The sequence below is a fragment of the Streptomyces sp. NPDC021100 genome (genome assembly GCF_044333095.1).
Taxonomy (GTDB): domain Bacteria; phylum Actinomycetota; class Actinomycetes; order Streptomycetales; family Streptomycetaceae; genus Streptomyces.
In genome coordinates, this window is sequence record NZ_JBIRQH010000004.1 from 528,896 (window position 1) to 543,442 (window position 14,547).

Sequence of the window (14,547 nt, forward strand, 5' to 3'; positions counted from 1 at the left end):
GCACCGGGAGGCGGTTGGCCCCCGCGCCTCAGCCGGCCGTCCCGTACCGTGCCGCCGCCTCCCGTACGGTCTCCGGCTTCACCTCGCCCCGGCGCGCCAGCGCCTCCAGCGCGGCCACCGCGATCGACCCCGGGTCGACGCCGAAGTGCCGGCGGGCCGCCTCGCGGGTGTCGGAGAGGCCGAAACCGTCCGTGCCGAGGGACGTCCAGTCCTGCTCGACCCAGGGCGCGATCTGGTCGGGAACCGCCCGCATCCAGTCGCTGACCGCCACCACCGGTCCCGGGGCGCCCCGCAGCGCCCGCGTGACGTACGGGACCCGTTCCTCGCCCCGCAGCCGGGCCGCGTCGCAGGACAGGGCGTCGCGGCGCAGCTCCGTCCAGGACGGCGCGGACCAGACGTCGGCGGCCACGCCCCACTCGTCGGCGAGCAGCCGCTGGGCGTCCAGGGCCCAGTGGACGGCCGTGCCGGAGGACAGCAGCTGCAACCGGGGAGCGTCGGCGGGCAGTCCGCCCGCCTCCCGGTAGCGGTAGAGGCCCTTGAGGATGCCCTCCTCCACCCCGGGCGGCATCGGCGGCTGGACCTTGGGCTCGTTGTAGACGGTCAGGTAGTAGAAGACGTCTTCCGCTTCCGGTCCGAACATCCGCCGCAGGCCGTCGCGTACGATCACCGCCACCTCGTAGGCGAACGCCGGGTCGTAGGCGACGGCCGCCGGGTTGGTGGAGGCGATGAGGTGGGAGTGCCCGTCGGCGTGCTGGAGGCCCTCGCCGGTCATCGTGGTGCGCCCGGCGGTCGCGCCGATGACGAAACCGCGTCCCAACTGGTCGGCCAGTGACCAGAACTGGTCGGCGGTGCGCTGCCAGCCGAACATCGAGTAGAAGATGTAGAACGGGATCATCGGCTCGCCGTGCGTCGCGTACGAGGTGGCGGCGGCCGTGAAGGAGGCCAGCGAACCCGCCTCCGTGATCCCCTCGTTGAGGATCTGGCCGTCCCGCGCCTCCCGGTAGTACAGGAGCTGGTCGCGGTCGACGGGGTCGTAGGTCTGCCCGGACGGCGAGTAGAGGCCCGCCGAAGGGAACAGGGACTCCATGCCGAAGGTGCGGGCCTCGTCCGGCACCACCGGGACCCAGCGCCGGCCGGTCCCGTCCTCCCGCATCAGGTCCTTGACCAGCCGGACGAACGCCATCGTGGTGGCGATCTCCTGGTTCCCCGAGCCCTTCGCCAGGGCCTCGAACGGCTTGGGCCCCGGTTCCGGCAGTGCCACTGCGGTCACCCGGCGGGCCGGGGCCGGGCCGCCCAGCGCCGCGCGGCGCTCGCGCAGGTAGCGGACCTCGGGGGAGTCCTCGCCCGGGTGGCCGTACGGCGGCACGTCGCCGTCCAGCTCGCGGTCGGGGATGGGCAGGCCGAGCAGGTCCCGCAGGGCGCGGAACTCCTTGCCCGTCAGCTTCTTCATCTGGTGGTTGGCGTTCCGGGACGCGAAGCCGGGGCCGAGCGTGTGCCCCTTGACCGTCTGGATCAGGACGACGCTCGGCGCGCCCCGGTGCTCGACGGCGGCCCGGTACGCGGCGTACACCTTGCGCGGCTCGTGTCCCGCGCGCGACGAGCCGAACAGCTCCAGCAACTCCGTGTCCGCCATCCCGGCGCCGAGCGCGCGCAGCGCCGGGTCGGTGCCGAAGAAGTGGTCGCGGACGTAGCCGGCGTCCCGGGTGGCGTAGGTCTGGAACTGGGCGTCCGGGACCTCGCCCAGCCTGCGGACGAGCGCGCCGGTGGTGTCGCGGGCGAGGGCGCCGTCCCACGCGGAGCCCCACAGGGCCTTGACGACGTTCCAGCCCGCCGCCCGGAACTGCGCCTCCAGCTCCTGCACGATCTTGAAGTTGGGGCGGACGGGACCGTCGAGGCGCTGGAGGTTGCAGTTGACGACGAAGGTGAGGTTGTCCAGGCGTTCGCGAGCGGCGAGGGTGAGCGCGGCGGTCGACTCGGGCTCGTCCATCTCGCCGTCGCCGAGGAACGCCCACACCCGGGACCGCGAGGTGTCCTTGATGCCCCGATGCTCCAGATAGCGGTTGAAGCGCGCCTGGTAGACCGCGGAGAGCGGGCCCAGTCCCATGGACACCGTGGGGAACTCCCAGAACCAGGGCAGCCGGCGCGGGTGCGGATACGACGGCAGGCCGTCGCCGCCCGCCTCCTGGCGGAACCGGTCGAGCCGGTCCGCGCCGATCCGGCCCTCCAGGAAGGCGCGGGCGTAGACGCCGGGGGAGGCGTGGCCCTGGAGGAAGAGCTGGTCCCCGCTGCCGTCGGCCTCCTTGCCGCGGAAGAAGTGCTGGAAGCCCGTCTCGTAGAGCCAGGCGGCGGAGGCGTAGGTCGCGATGTGGCCGCCGAGCCCGGCGCGGTGGTTGCCGCGGCTCACCATGGCGGCGGCGTTCCACCGGTTCCAGGCGGTGATGCGGCGTTCCAGGTCCTCGTCCCCGGGGTGCTCCGGTTCGTCGGCGGTGGGGACGGTGTTGACGTACGGGGTCTGGGTGAGCGGAGGGAGGTCCACGCCGGTGCGTGCGGCGTGCTCGGTCATCCGCCGCAGCAGGTAGGCGGCCCGGTGTGGCCCGCCGGCCCGTACGGCGGAGTCCAGGGACTCCAGCCACTCGGCGACCTCGGCCGGGTCGTGGTCGGGCAGCTGGTCGAGCTGGGACATGGGTGATCCCCCCTTCGCGTTTCCCGGTGCGCTGCGGCCGGGAGGCGTGTTCCGATCAGCGGAATGTGTTTTCCGCCGCCTGTCGACGCTAGGTGTGCGATGTGTGACCGGTCAACGGTTACTGGCGAGTAATGATCGATGATCGATCATTTTTCAGGATCGGGCGTGCCGGACCGGCAACCGGAAGCCCTCCCTTCACACGGGGTGTGATCCGCGCACCCCAAACCGGCCCCCGCACACGTTCCGTACCGTCCGCGCGCCGGGCGACACTGTGCGTGCGAGTCCCACTGGCGCGACGGGACCGGACTGCCGGTCTTCCCCCCGAGCCGGCGGCCCGCCGCCCCGTACCGCCGGGCGGACGGTACGGGGCGGAGCCGCGCCCCGGCAGGGGCAGGGGGACGGACGCGACGGGGGAGTGGCGGGAGCACGGCAGGGGCGGCGGAAGAAGGGGCCGGACGCGCGAACATGCGCACCCCGCCGTCGCGCCGCGCGGCGCGGGTGCAACGATGTGCACGTCATGAGTGCAGCACAGCAGGCGGGGCAGGCACCGCGCGCACTGCGGGCCGCGATGTTCGCGGCGGTCTGCGTGCTGCTCGCCGCGCTCGGCCACGCGCTCATGTCCGGGACCGACGTCCCGTGGTGGGCGATCGCCGCCGCGCTGTCCGGCACGGGCGGCTGCGCCTGGTTCCTCGCCGGACGCGAGCGCGGACCGCTGCTGATCACCCTCGCCACCGTCGGCGCGCAGACGGCCCTGCACTTCTTCTTCACGCTGGCCCAGTACGTCTCCGAGGCGGGAAGCCGCGTGGGGGGCGCCGCGGGCCATGGCTCCGGCGCGCCGCAGTCCCCGAGCTTCCTCTCCCGGCTGACCTGCGGGCCCGTCCCGACGACGGCCCTCGACGGGGGTGCCGGGGCGTTGGACGGCATGGGGACGGGCGGCATGTCCGGCATGTCCATGGGCGGTATTCCGTCGTCCGGCATGAACGCCACGCACGGCACGGGCGGCATGAACGGCATGCACGACATGAACGGCATGCACGACATGAGCGGCATGCACATGGACATGCTGGGCCTCCACGGCCTCCACGGACCCGTCGGCATGTGGTCCGCGCACGTGCTCGTCGCCCTGGTCTGCGGTCTCTGGCTGTCCGGCGGCGAACAGGCCGCCTTCCGGCTCGGACGGGCCGTGGGCGCCCGCCTGTTCGCGCCGCTGCTCCTCCTCTTCCGCGACCCGGCCCCCGGCCCGCGCCCCCCGCGCGTCCGCGCCGGCCTGGGCCGCGCCGCCCAGCGGCTGCGCCGCCTGCTCTACGCGTACGCCCTGATCACCAGGGGTCCACCCGCCGCCCTCGCCGTCGGCCGCTGAACCCCCGACCACCCGTGTCCGCCCGGTAGCCCCGCGCGGACCCCTCGGAGTGCTTCTCGGGGTGCTTCCGCCGACGGCCGCCGGACAGGCCGTGACACGTTCCCGGGCCGTCCGCCGCCCCCGCGGCCGGACGCCCGGATTCCAGGAAGGACCCCGGGCAATGACCCCTGCCCGCAACCAGGACGCGCCGCGCCGGCACGTCCCCCCCTCGGCCGCCGCGCCGGACGGGAACCGCTCAGCCGACTCCGAGCCGCGCGGCCAGCACCTTCAGCCGGCGGGCGCGTTCGCCCCACCGGTGGCAGTCCGCACAGCCCCGCACATGCGTCTCCAGCGCCACGCCGGTGACGCCCGGCGGGGGCGCCTCGCCGTCGATGCGGGCGGACAGGGCGGTACGTACGTCGCTGCAATGCACCCGGCCATCGTCCCCGGCGCCGGCCCGCGCCGCTCCACCGCCCCCCACGCGGGAGGCCGCCGCGCGGGAGGCCGCCGTGCGTGACGACGAGACGGTGACGGCCTGGGCGCTGGCCGCCCGCGGCGGCGACGCCGACGCGGTGGAACGGTTCATCCGCGCCACGCAGACCGACGTCCGCCGGTACGTGGCCCGGCTGAGCAACGACCCGCAGGGCGCGGACGACCTGGTACAGGAGACGTACCTGCGCGCCCTGCGCTCGCTGCCGCGCTTCGAAGGGCGGTCCTCCGCCCGCACCTGGCTGCTCTCCATCGCCCGGCGCACGGTCGTGGACCGGCTCCGCTTCCTCGCGGCCCGGCCCCGGCTCTCGGACACCGACGACTGGCAGTCGGCGGCGGAACGCACCCAGTCCGCCGTCCTGCCCGGCTTCGACGAGGGCGTCGCCCTGTCGCAGCTGCTCGACCGGCTGCCCTACGAGCGCCGCGAGGCGTTCGTCCTGACCCAGCTCCTCGGCCTGCCGTACGCGGAGGCGGCACTGGTCGCGGGCTGCCCGATCGGCACCGTCCGCTCACGGGTGGCCCGGGCGCGGGAGGCGCTGATCGACCAGCTGGAGACGGCGGAACGGGAGAGCACGGCGAGGATGCCGGTGCTGGCGGGGGCGGGGGCCGCCTGATATGACGCGAGCGCCGGGCGGGCCGACCACTCGGCCCGTCCGGCGCTGGAGGTAGGGGGGCTCGCCCCCGCAAAATGGGGGTGTCCCCTCTGGGGGAGGGACCGGGGCTCACCCCACGAAGTGGCTCGGCCTGCCGTCTCGCACGATCAGCCGCCCGACCCGCTCAGCCTCCTCCCGCCGCACCAACCGCGCAGCGCCCTCCTGAAGCAAAAGCACCGTGTGCCACGGCGTAGCCCACGCGTCCCCCGTCTCCAGCAGCCGGATCCCGAACTTCTCCGCCCCCGCCGGCTGCGGATGGATGGACAGCCGCACCTGCCGTGGAAAGTGCTCCGCGATGAGCTCGCCCCAGGCCCGGCTCCGGGCGATCACCTCGTACGCGCGGGCCCGGCAGTCACGCTGGAGGGCCGACCGGCTGCCGGGGAAGTCCGCGGTGTCCTCGAAGAGGAAGCGGGTGATGCCCCGGTAGAGCCGGGCGGTCTCGTCATCGGTGCGGACCAGGGCGCGCAGGTCGTCCACGGACGGCGCGTACGCCTCGGTCACCAGGCGCCGCTTGGTGTCGTGGTCGGCGTCCCCGTGCACCGCGCGCAGGTCGAAGGTGTCGAGGTGCCGCAGCCCCTCGGCGTCGATCATGGCGCGCAGGGCGTCGCCGTACGCGTCGATGTGCTCGTCGGGGACGTGGATGACGTCGCCGAAGATGTGCCCGTCCGAGCAGATGACGATCCGGGCGCCGGGCGCGTACACCTCTCCGACGCGGGCGCAGAGCCGGTCGAGGAAGGTCAGGGACAGCCGTTCCCCTTCGTCGGGGAGGTGTCCCAGCACCTTGGCGGGGTTGGGCGACTTGCAGGGGAAGCCGGGGAGGGTGAGGACGACGGGATCGCCGGCGTCCGTGAACCGGCGGATCTGCCGGAGCGTCTCGGGGTGGTCGGCGGGGTCGTGCGACACCGGTCCGGCCGTCCGGTGGTACGGCAGGAGGAGGCGCAGCACCTCGGTGGCGGTGTCGGTGACCGCCGGCGCGACGTCGGTGATCGTCGGCGCGATGTCGGTCGTCACGGTGCCGTCACCTCACGCCCGAACGGGCAGCGCGGCGCGTCGTACGCCACCGGGAGCGCGGCCGTGCCGCGGCCGAGGACGGCGGGGATCCAGCGCAGTTCCCCGTCGGGGACGGCCAGGCGCAGGCCGGGCAGGCGGGCGAGCAAGGTGCCGAGGGCGACCTGGAGTTCGATCCGGGCGAGGGCGGCGCCGGGGCAGAAGTGGATGCCGTGTCCGAAGGCGAGGTGGGAGCCCTGAGCGCGGTCGAGGTCGAGGGTGTCCGGGTCGGGGAAGCGCTCGGGGTCGCGGTTGGCGGCGCAGAGGGAGACGATCACGGAGTCGCCGGCCGGGACGCGGGTGCCGTGCAACTCGGCGTCCTCCGCGAGAAAACGCCAGGTGGTGAGCTCGAACGCGCCGTCCAGGCGGAGCAGTTCCTCGACCGCGGCGGGCATCAGGGAGGGTTCGGCGCGCAGCCGTTCCAGGGCCTCGGGGTGGCGGAAGAGGGCGACGAGGGCGGTGGTGATCTGGTTGGTGACCGGCTCCTGGCCGGCCACCAGGAGCTGGAAGATCATGGAGTCCAGCTCCTCGGGCGTGAGTTCGCCGGCGTCGCGGGCGGCGACCAGCCGGCTGAGCAGCCCGTCGTCCGGGGCGGCGCGCCGGTCGGCGACCACCTCGGCGATGTAGTCCTCCAGGCCGCGCAGCAGCGCCTCGTAGGCGGGGCGGCCGGGGTCGGTGGGGCCCACGGGGGCCACGACGCCGCCCCACTCGCGCCGGAAGCGGGCGGCGAGGTGCGGGGGCAGGCCGATGGCCTCGGCGAGGACGAGGAAGGGGAAGCGGGCGGCGAACGCCTCGACCAGGTCGACCGCGTCGTCGTGCGGGCCGGCGGCGGCCGGGAGCGCGTCCACGAGTTCGTCCGCCAGCTCCTGGAGGCGCGGGCGCAGCGCTTCGACGCGGCGCGGGGCGAAGGCATCCGTGATCAGGCGGCGCATGCCGGTGTGCTTCGGGGGGTCCTGGTGGAGGAGGTGCACCTGGAGGCGGGAGTGCTGGGGCTCCGGCATGATCGAGGCGCGGGCGCGCCAGCGGTCGTTGCCCAGGGCGTGGTTCTTGCCCAGCCGGGGGTCGGCGAGGGTGCGCTGGGCGGCGGCGTACCCGGTGACCAGCCAGGCGGTGACGCCGCTGGGGAAGACGACGCGGTGGATCGGGCCGGCTTCGCGCATCCGCGCGTAGAGGGGGTAGGGGTCGCGCTTGTAGGCGGGGCCGGAGAGGGGTATGGGGTCGGGGGTCGGCACGTGCGGGCTCCTCGCTGAATCTTGATCGCTGAGGAAGTCGGGTGCGAGGAGTGGTGAGTTCCCGTACGTTCGTGCGGGTTTCCGCCCACGGGTGCCTGCCGGACGGGCTGTATCTCCAGGTAGTCGGCCGACCGGCCGGGGGAGTTCCCCGAAGCGGAAGGGACAATCCTCACGTGCCGTCCCGGCGCCTTCCGCTGCGGCGGACGGCCTCCGGCATGTCACGATGCGGCGATGACCGCACGTCATTCCCTCAGTCCGTACAGTCTCCTGTCCGGCTTCGTCCTGCTGCTCGCGGCCCTGTTCGGGGTCGCCTACGCCGTCGGTTCGACGGCCGGTCCCGTCTCCCCCGGCATGCACCGCACCGGCGGCGGGGGCGCGTCCGATCCGGGGTCCGGCCAGAACGGCGAGGGCGGCGGAGGCAGCGGGGGCGGCGGCATGGACGGCATGCCCGGGATGGGGCACTGATGAGCGCGACGACCGCCACCCCCTCCACCGCGTCCCCCGCCGAGACCGAGATCATCGTCGGCGGCATGACCTGCGCCGCGTGCGTCAACCGCGTCGAGAAGAAGCTCGGCAAGCTGGACGGTGTGACCGCCAGCGTCAACCTGGCCACCGGCCGGGCCCGCGTCAGCCACCCGGAGGCCGTGACCGCCGACGAGCTCATGGCGGTCGTGGAGGGCCTCGGTTTCACCGCCGCGCTGCCCCGGCCGAAGACGGAGGAAGCCCCGGAAGAGGAGGCCGGCGCCGGGTCGTCGCCCCTCGTCCGGCTGCTGATCACCGCCGTGCTGTCGGTGCCCGTGCTGGTGCTGTCGATGGCCCCGGGGCTGCAGTTCCGCAACTGGCAGTGGCTGTGCTTCGCGCTCGCCACGCCCGTCGCCGCGTGGGGCGCCTGGCCGTTCCACTCCAAGGCGCTGCGCGGCCTGCGGGGCGCGGCGGCGACGATGGACACCCTCGTCTCCCTCGGCGTCCTCGCCTCCTACGCCTGGTCCGTCTACGCGCTGTTCTTCGGCGGTGCCGGCGACCCGGACATGCGGATGCCGTTCACGCTGTGGCCCGAGGCCATGCCGGGCACGGCGGACGTCTACCTCGAAGCGGTCGTCGCCGTCCCGCTGTTCGTGCTGACCGGGCGGCTGCTGGAGTCCCGGGCCCGGGCCGGCACCGGTTCGGCGCTGCGGGCGCTCGCGTCCCTCGCCGCCAAGGACGTCGCCGTGCGGACGGCGGACGGCGAGGAGCGCCGGATCCCCGTCACCGAACTGCGGGTCGGCGACCGCTTCCTCGTCCGGCCGGGCGAGCGCGTCGCCACCGACGGGGCGGTGGTGGCGGGCAGTTCGGCCCTGGACCTGTCGCTGGTGACGGGCGAGAGCGCACCCGTCGACGTCGCGCCGGGCACGGCCGTGATCGGCGGTGCCGTCAACTCCGGCGGACTGCTGGAGGTACAGGCGGAGGCCGTCGGCGCGGACACCCAACTGGCGCGGATCACCCGGCTGGTGGAGGACGCGCAGGCGGGCAAGGCCCGGGTGCAGCGCCTCGCCGACGCGATCGCCGGCGTCTTCGTCCCGGCCGTGCTGGCGGTCGCCGTCACGGTCCTCGGGTTCTGGCTGGGCGCCGGCGCGTCCCCACAGGCAGCGATCACCGCGGCCGTCGCCGTGCTCGTCGTCGCCTGCCCGTGTGCCCTGGGCCTGGCCACCCCGACCGCCCTGCTCGCCGCGACCGGCCGGGGCGCCGGGCTCGGCATCCTGGTCAGCGGGCCGCAGGCGCTGGAGGGACTGCGCCGGGTGGACACGGTCGTCCTCGACAAGACCGGCACCCTGACCACCGGTTCGATGACGGTGACCGAGGTGACGGCCCGCGAGGGCGGCTGCGGTCCGGTGGCCGCGCTGCGGTACGCGGCGGCGGCCGAGGCGGGTTCCGAGCACCCGGTGGGCCGGGCCGTGCACGCCCACGGACTGGCGGAGGCGGACGGTCCGCTGCCCGCCGCCGAGGAGTTCACGGCCACGGCCGGCGTGGGCGTCCGGGCCGTGGTGGACGGCAAGCGCGTCGAGGTCGTCCGGGCGGAGGCCGACGGACTCCCCGACGCGCTCGGCGAGGCCGTGCGGCGCGCCGGGCGGGACGGCCGGACGGTCGTGACCGTCCGGGTCGAGGGCACCGCCGAGGCCGTGATCGCCCTGGGCGACACCGTCCGCGCCGGCAGCTACCGGGCCGTCGACCACCTCAAGCGGCTCGGCCTGCGGCCGGTGCTGGCCACCGGCGACGGCGCGGCCGCCGCCCAGGCCGTCGCCGCCGAACTGGGCATCGCCGAGGTGCACTCCCAGGTCACCCCGGAGGGCAAGGCGGACCTCGTCCGCACGCTGCGCGAGCAGGGCCACCGGGTCGCCGTCATCGGTGACGGCGTCAACGACACCGCCGCCCTGGCCGGCGCCGACCTCGGCATCGCCATGGGCAGCGGCACCGACGCGGCCATCGGCGCGGCCGACGTGACGCTGGTCCGCGAGGACATGGGCGCCCTGGCCGACGCCGTCCGACTGGCCCGCCGCACCTCCCTGACCGTGCGCGCCAACCTCGCCTGGGCCTTCGGCTACAACCTGGTGACCGTGCCGCTCGCCGCCGTGGGGCTGCTCAGCCCGATGGTCGCGGCGGCGGCGATGTCGGTCAGCTCCCTCCTCGTCGTCGGCAACAGCCTGCGGCTGCGCGGCTGGCAGCCGGCACCCGTCCGTACGACCGCTTCCGCCCGCAAGGGCGCTCCCCGTCCCCGGAAGGCCGTCGCATGAACAACCCCGTGGCCCAGGCCGCCAAGGCCGCGCTCGTCCCCGTCGCCGCCTGTGTGGTGACCCTCGGCGGTCTCGGCGCCTGGACGGCGTCCGGCGCGGCCGGCCGGCCGGCCGAGGTCGTCGCCGAGGACGCCCGCGTGCTGCTGCCCTTCGACCGCGACGACACGGCCGCGTTCGTGCGGCTCACCAACAAGGGCGACGTGGACGACGAGCTCCTGTCCGTCTCCGCGCCGTCGGCGGGCGGCGCCATGTTCGCGCGGACCGTCGTCAAGGACGGGGCGGGGAGCATGCGGATGCTCCGCTCGGTGACCGTGCCCGCCCGGGACGTCGTCGCGATGTCCCCGCACGGCACCGACATCATGATCAGCCGCCCGCCGCGGCTCGCCGTCGGCGACCGGCTGCCGCTGGTGCTGCGGTTCCGCGAGAGCGGGACGGTGCGCGTGGAGGCGGAGGTGGTCCGGGCGGGGAGCGGGGCGCTGCCGCGGGGCTGACGCGCGCCGGCCGGCCCCGGCCCCGCCCCTTCTCCACTTCCTGCAGGGCAGGCCCCCGCTTCCCCGCAGCGCCCACCGCCCGCACGGATCGGGATACCGGCACCGACGGCCACAGCAGCGGCGGCGCGGACGACCCCGTCTTCCGCGCCGCCGGCCAGTACCCCTGCGAGGTGCGGGGCCCGGGCGGCATCCCGCTCTCCGTCCGCGCACCGGGCGGTTCTTTCGGCAAGGGCGCCTCCGGCGCCCCGGGCGGACAGCACGGAAGGCGGCTACAACGGCAAGTACAGCAACGGCGCACCCGGCGAGGGCGGCCGGCCTCCGGACGGGGACCCGCCGGAGCGGGCGGCGGCACGACCGCCGAAGGCATGCGATGCACGGGCCTGCCCGTTGAAGGCATCGACGGAGCCGCGGGCGGCCCCGGGCGGCCGGGCAAGCCCGGTGACCTCGGCGGCGACGGACGCGACGGAGGACACGGCGGCCGCGCCTTCGGCTCCGGGCGCGGAGGCGTGGGTGGCCGCGGCGCGCCCGGCGCCCACGACAAGCCCTACGGACGCGGCGGCAAGGGCGGCAACGGCGGCAGGGGCGGGTACGGCGGCACCGGCGGGAACGGCGAAAGCGGCCAGTCCAAGCACAACCAGCCCGCCGAGGACGGGCGCGAAGGTACCGCCGGCGGCGGGGGCGGCTACGGTGGCTACGGCAGCAACGGAGCCGTCGTCATCACCTGGTGAGCGGCACCGGTGGGCTCGCCGCCTCGGTCTTCGCCCGGACAGCGGGCGGAAAGCGAGGGCGGAACCGCGCGCCGCGCCCGGGGACGGGTGAACGTCGTCAAGGCCGGCCCCGTCCGTCTCAAGGGCGGGCGGGGTGCGCCACCGGGGCGACTCACCCCGCCGAAGCGGCGATCACCGGTACGTCACCGTCCTCCGCCACCTCCCGGTGATCGAAAGCGATCAACGGATCCCCGGTCAGCGGATGCTCCACCACCACCGCCCGCACCCCGAACACCTCCGCCAGCAACTCCGGCGTCAGCACATCCCGAGGCGCCCCGGAAGCCACCACGGCCCCCTCGTGCAACACGTGCAGCCGGTCGCACAACGAAGCCGCCGCGTTCAGATCATGAAGGGACAGCAGCGTCGTCCGCCGCTGAGCCCGCAGCAGAGCGAGCAACTCGACCTGATGACGGACGTCCAGATGGTTCGTCGGCTCGTCCAGGACGAGCACCTTGGGGTCCTGGGCCAGGGCACGCGCCAGAAGCACCCGCTGCCGTTCGCCGCCCGAGAGGGCGGAGAAGGAGCGGCCCCCCGCCCCGGCCAGCCCGACCCGTTCCAACGCGGCGGCGACGGCCTCCGCGTCCGTCCGGTCCTCGCCCGCGAACGCCCGCTTGTAGGGCGTGCGGCCCATGGCCACCACCGCGCGAACGGTCAGTTCGAAGTCGCTGCCGCGCTCCTGCGGGAGTGCCGCGACCCGGCGCGCGGCCTCGGGGGCGGACAGCGAGCGGATGTCCGTACCGCCCACCAGCACCCGTCCGGCGTGCGGCTTGAGGTAGCGGTAGACCGTGCGCAGGACGGTGGACTTGCCGCTGCCGTTCGGGCCGACCAGGCCCGCGATCTCGCCGTCCTCGGCCAGCAGGTGGACGCCGGAGACGATCGTCCGCCCGGAGAGGACGACTTTCAGCTCCTCGATGGCGATGCGCATGCGGGCTATCCCCTCTCCAGGCGGCGGTCGAGCAGGTAGAGCAGGGTCGGGGCGCCGATCAGGGCGGTGACGACGCCCACCGGAAGTTCCTGGTCCGGCAGGGCCGTCCGGGCCACCAGGTCGACCACCACCAGCAGTACGGCCCCGAACAGGGCGGCGATCGGCAGCAGCCGGCGGTGGGCGCCGCCGACGACCATCCGGCACACGTGCGGAACCATCAGCCCCACGAAGCCGATCGCCCCCGACACCGACACCAGCACACCCGTCAGCACACTCGTCACCACGAACAACTCACGGCGCAGACGGCCCACATCGACGCCCAGACCGGCCGCCGTCTCGTCGCCCATCAGCAGCGCGTCCAGCGCCCGCGCCCGGGCCAGCAGCGCGGCCAGCCCCAGGCCGACGGCCACCAGGGGCGCCGTCAGCGAGGACCACTGGGCCCCGCCCAGCGATCCCATCAGCCAGAACAGCACCCCGTGCGTCTGCTGCTCGTCGCCCGCCTGGAGCACCAGGTAGTGGGTGAACCCGGACAGGAACTGCCCGATGCCCACCCCCGCCAGCACCAGCCGCAGCGGCGAGAAACCGCCGCCGCGCCGGGCCATCGCCCACACCAGGGCGAACGACGCCAGCGCCCCGGCGAACGCGGCGGCCGACAGGCCCAGGCCGAACGCCCCGCCGGCGCCGACCCCCAGGACGATCGCGGCGACCGCCCCCAGCGACGCGCCACTGGAGATGCCCAGCAGGTACGGGTCGGCGAGCGGATTGCGGACCAGCGCCTGGGTGGCCGTGCCGACCAGCCCCAGACCCGCCCCGACCAGCGCCGCCAGCAGCGCCCGCGGCACCCGCAGCCGCCACACGATCAGGTCGTGGGTGCCGGGCGCCAGGTCGTCGCCCGTCACCCCACGGACCACCGCCGACCACACGTCACCCACCGGCACCCGGGTCGACCCCAGGCACACCGAGGCGACCAGCGCCACGACCAGCACGACCACCAGCACACCGGCCACCAGGAACGTACGCGGCTCGCGCGCGCTCTCCCGTTCCTCTTTCTCGCCGGCCACCGCGAGCGTCGCCATCTACTTGACCCGGTCCGGGTGCAGGACGTGGGCGATCTCCCGCACCGTGTCCGCGTTGCGGACACCGGCGGTCGTCGTCGGCTCGGATCCGATGCGCAGGAAACGGCCCTCCTTGACGGCCTTCAGGTCCTTCGTCGCGGGAAAGGACTTGAGGAAATCCTCCGCCTCGCCGAACGCCTTGCGGTTCGCCTCCTCGCTGCCCCGGTTGCGCACGGCGAGCTGGATGAAGTCCGGATTCTTCGCCACCACGTCCTCCCAGCCGACGGGCTTGAAGTCGCCGTCGCAGTCGGCGAAGACGTTGCGGCCCCCGCCCTGGGTGATGACGGCGTTGGCGACCTGCCGGTTGCACACCGCCATGGGCTGCTTGGTACTCGCGTCGAAGTCGAAGAGGAAGTACGACGGCCGCTTGTCCTCCGGCACGTCCTTGAGCGCGTTCCGGACGCCGTCCGTCTTCTTCCGCATGTCCGCCACCAGTTCCGCGGCCCGCGCCGAGGTGCCGGTGACCCGGCCCAGTTCCTCGATGTCCGCCTCGACACCCGACAGATCGGTGCGCGGCGACGCGGCCTTGGCCGCGCACGCCGTCGACTTGAGGTAGATGTGCTTGATGCCGGCGGCCTTGAACTCCTCCGGATTCGGCCCGTGAGCGGCACCGCCCATGTTCCTCGCGGAGGAGAACGAGTCGATGTAGACGTCCGCGCCCGAGCCCAGCATCTTCTCCTTGGGGATCACGGTCTTGCCGAGCACGGGCACCTTCGCCGCCTGGTCCGCGAACTGCGGCGGCACCGCGCCCTTGCCGGGCGGGAAGCCCGTACCGGCGATCCGGTCGCCCGCGCCCAGCCACAGCAGCAGCTCCAGGGCCGCCGCGTTGCTCGTCACGATCTTCTTCGGCGGTCCGTCGAACGTCGTCTTCGCACCCGCGCAGTCCGTGACGCTCACCGGGAAGCCCTTGCCGCCCGAGCCCCCCGAAGCGCCCTCCTTCCCGGCCTCCCCGTCGTTACCGCCGCCACCGCCACAAGCCGTCGCCGTCAGGGCCACCGCGGCCAGCACACCGCACCACGCACGAGGGCGCATGAGAAA

General features: G+C 74.5%; 13 protein-coding genes. 6 read left to right on the forward strand and 7 right to left on the reverse strand.

The window, feature by feature from the left end; translation table 11 throughout:
* Positions 1 to 28: 28 nt before the first annotated feature.
* Positions 29 to 2,683: a pyruvate dehydrogenase (acetyl-transferring), homodimeric type gene (gene aceE / locus ACH4PU_RS11810; protein ID WP_398269706.1), complete on the reverse strand. Its 2,655-nt coding sequence runs from the start codon at positions 2,681 to 2,683 to the stop codon at positions 29 to 31.
* Positions 2,684 to 3,200: 517 nt separating this feature from the next.
* On the opposite strand from aceE, the gene ACH4PU_RS11815 reads away from it, so the two are divergent.
* Positions 3,201 to 4,043, forward strand: a complete 843-nt coding sequence (locus ACH4PU_RS11815) for a hypothetical protein (protein WP_398269709.1) — start codon at positions 3,201 to 3,203, stop codon at positions 4,041 to 4,043.
* 235 nt (positions 4,044 to 4,278) lie between these two features.
* On the opposite strand, the gene ACH4PU_RS11820 is transcribed toward ACH4PU_RS11815, so the two are convergent.
* Entirely contained in the window at positions 4,279 to 4,455 is a 177-nt protein-coding gene (locus ACH4PU_RS11820; protein WP_185945735.1) for a zf-HC2 domain-containing protein, read from the reverse strand.
* Between the two features lie 76 nt (positions 4,456 to 4,531).
* Here ACH4PU_RS11820 and ACH4PU_RS11825 point away from each other — a divergent pair, with 76 nt between their 5' ends.
* Entirely contained in the window at positions 4,532 to 5,125 is a 594-nt protein-coding gene (locus ACH4PU_RS11825; RefSeq protein WP_004952195.1) for a sigma-70 family RNA polymerase sigma factor, read from the forward strand.
* Between the two features lie 108 nt (positions 5,126 to 5,233).
* On the opposite strand, the gene ACH4PU_RS11830 is transcribed toward ACH4PU_RS11825, so the two are convergent.
* Positions 5,234 to 6,175: an L-tyrosine/L-tryptophan isonitrile synthase family protein gene (locus ACH4PU_RS11830; protein ID WP_398269713.1), complete on the reverse strand. Its 942-nt coding sequence runs from the start codon at positions 6,173 to 6,175 to the stop codon at positions 5,234 to 5,236.
* A complete protein-coding gene (locus tag ACH4PU_RS11835) occupies positions 6,172 to 7,443 on the reverse strand; it encodes a cytochrome P450 (RefSeq protein ID WP_398269716.1) in 1,272 nt (423 codons plus the stop codon). Before ACH4PU_RS11835 ends, ACH4PU_RS11830 begins: the two co-directional genes overlap by 4 nt.
* A 231-nt stretch (positions 7,444 to 7,674) precedes the next feature.
* Here ACH4PU_RS11835 and ACH4PU_RS11840 point away from each other — a divergent pair, with 231 nt between their 5' ends.
* From ACH4PU_RS11840 to ACH4PU_RS11855, 4 genes are all read left to right on the forward strand, one after another.
* Positions 7,675 to 7,908, forward strand: a complete 234-nt coding sequence (locus ACH4PU_RS11840; protein WP_398269719.1) for a hypothetical protein — start codon at positions 7,675 to 7,677, stop codon at positions 7,906 to 7,908.
* Positions 7,908 to 10,211, forward strand: a complete 2,304-nt coding sequence (locus ACH4PU_RS11845) for a heavy metal translocating P-type ATPase (protein WP_398269722.1) — start codon at positions 7,908 to 7,910, stop codon at positions 10,209 to 10,211. Before ACH4PU_RS11840 ends, ACH4PU_RS11845 begins: the two co-directional genes overlap by 1 nt.
* A complete protein-coding gene (locus tag ACH4PU_RS11850; RefSeq protein WP_398269725.1) occupies positions 10,208 to 10,702 on the forward strand; it encodes a copper chaperone PCu(A)C in 495 nt (164 codons plus the stop codon). The genes ACH4PU_RS11845 and ACH4PU_RS11850 overlap by 4 nt, the downstream gene beginning before the upstream one ends.
* A gap of 365 nt (positions 10,703 to 11,067) precedes the next feature.
* Positions 11,068 to 11,430, forward strand: a complete 363-nt coding sequence (locus ACH4PU_RS11855) for a hypothetical protein (RefSeq protein WP_398269728.1) — start codon at positions 11,068 to 11,070, stop codon at positions 11,428 to 11,430.
* 151 nt (positions 11,431 to 11,581) lie between these two features.
* On the opposite strand, the gene ACH4PU_RS11860 is transcribed toward ACH4PU_RS11855, so the two are convergent.
* Genes ACH4PU_RS11860 through ACH4PU_RS11870 form a run of 3 tightly spaced genes read right to left on the reverse strand, consistent with a single transcriptional unit; the run spans position 11,582 to position 14,541 of the window.
* The gene (locus tag ACH4PU_RS11860; protein ID WP_398269731.1) at positions 11,582 to 12,394 is read right to left on the reverse strand and encodes an ABC transporter ATP-binding protein; all 813 of its coding nucleotides are present in this window, start codon (positions 12,392 to 12,394) and stop codon (positions 11,582 to 11,584) included.
* A gap of 5 nt (positions 12,395 to 12,399) precedes the next feature.
* Positions 12,400 to 13,470, reverse strand: a complete 1,071-nt coding sequence (locus ACH4PU_RS11865; RefSeq protein ID WP_398269734.1) for a FecCD family ABC transporter permease — start codon at positions 13,468 to 13,470, stop codon at positions 12,400 to 12,402.
* Positions 13,471 to 14,541, reverse strand: a complete 1,071-nt coding sequence (locus ACH4PU_RS11870; RefSeq protein WP_398269737.1) for an ABC transporter substrate-binding protein — start codon at positions 14,539 to 14,541, stop codon at positions 13,471 to 13,473. It abuts the gene before it with no gap.
* Positions 14,542 to 14,547 lie beyond the last annotated feature (6 nt).

Coding starts and splice junctions, on each gene's coding strand:
- ACH4PU_RS11860 (WP_398269731.1), bottom strand. CDS start 12,394: ATGCGCATCGCCATCGAGGAGCTGAAAGTCGTCCTCTCCGGGCGGACG.
- ACH4PU_RS11855 (WP_398269728.1), top strand. CDS start 11,068: ATGCGATGCACGGGCCTGCCCGTTGAAGGCATCGACGGAGCCGCGGGC.
- ACH4PU_RS11865 (WP_398269734.1), bottom strand. CDS start 13,470: ATGGCGACGCTCGCGGTGGCCGGCGAGAAAGAGGAACGGGAGAGCGCG.
- ACH4PU_RS11840 (WP_398269719.1), top strand. CDS start 7,675: ATGACCGCACGTCATTCCCTCAGTCCGTACAGTCTCCTGTCCGGCTTC.
- ACH4PU_RS11845 (WP_398269722.1), top strand. CDS start 7,908: ATGAGCGCGACGACCGCCACCCCCTCCACCGCGTCCCCCGCCGAGACC.
- ACH4PU_RS11870 (WP_398269737.1), bottom strand. CDS start 14,541: ATGCGCCCTCGTGCGTGGTGCGGTGTGCTGGCCGCGGTGGCCCTGACG.
- ACH4PU_RS11850 (WP_398269725.1), top strand. CDS start 10,208: ATGAACAACCCCGTGGCCCAGGCCGCCAAGGCCGCGCTCGTCCCCGTC.
- ACH4PU_RS11815 (WP_398269709.1), top strand. CDS start 3,201: ATGAGTGCAGCACAGCAGGCGGGGCAGGCACCGCGCGCACTGCGGGCC.
- aceE (WP_398269706.1), bottom strand. CDS start 2,683: ATGTCCCAGCTCGACCAGCTGCCCGACCACGACCCGGCCGAGGTCGCC.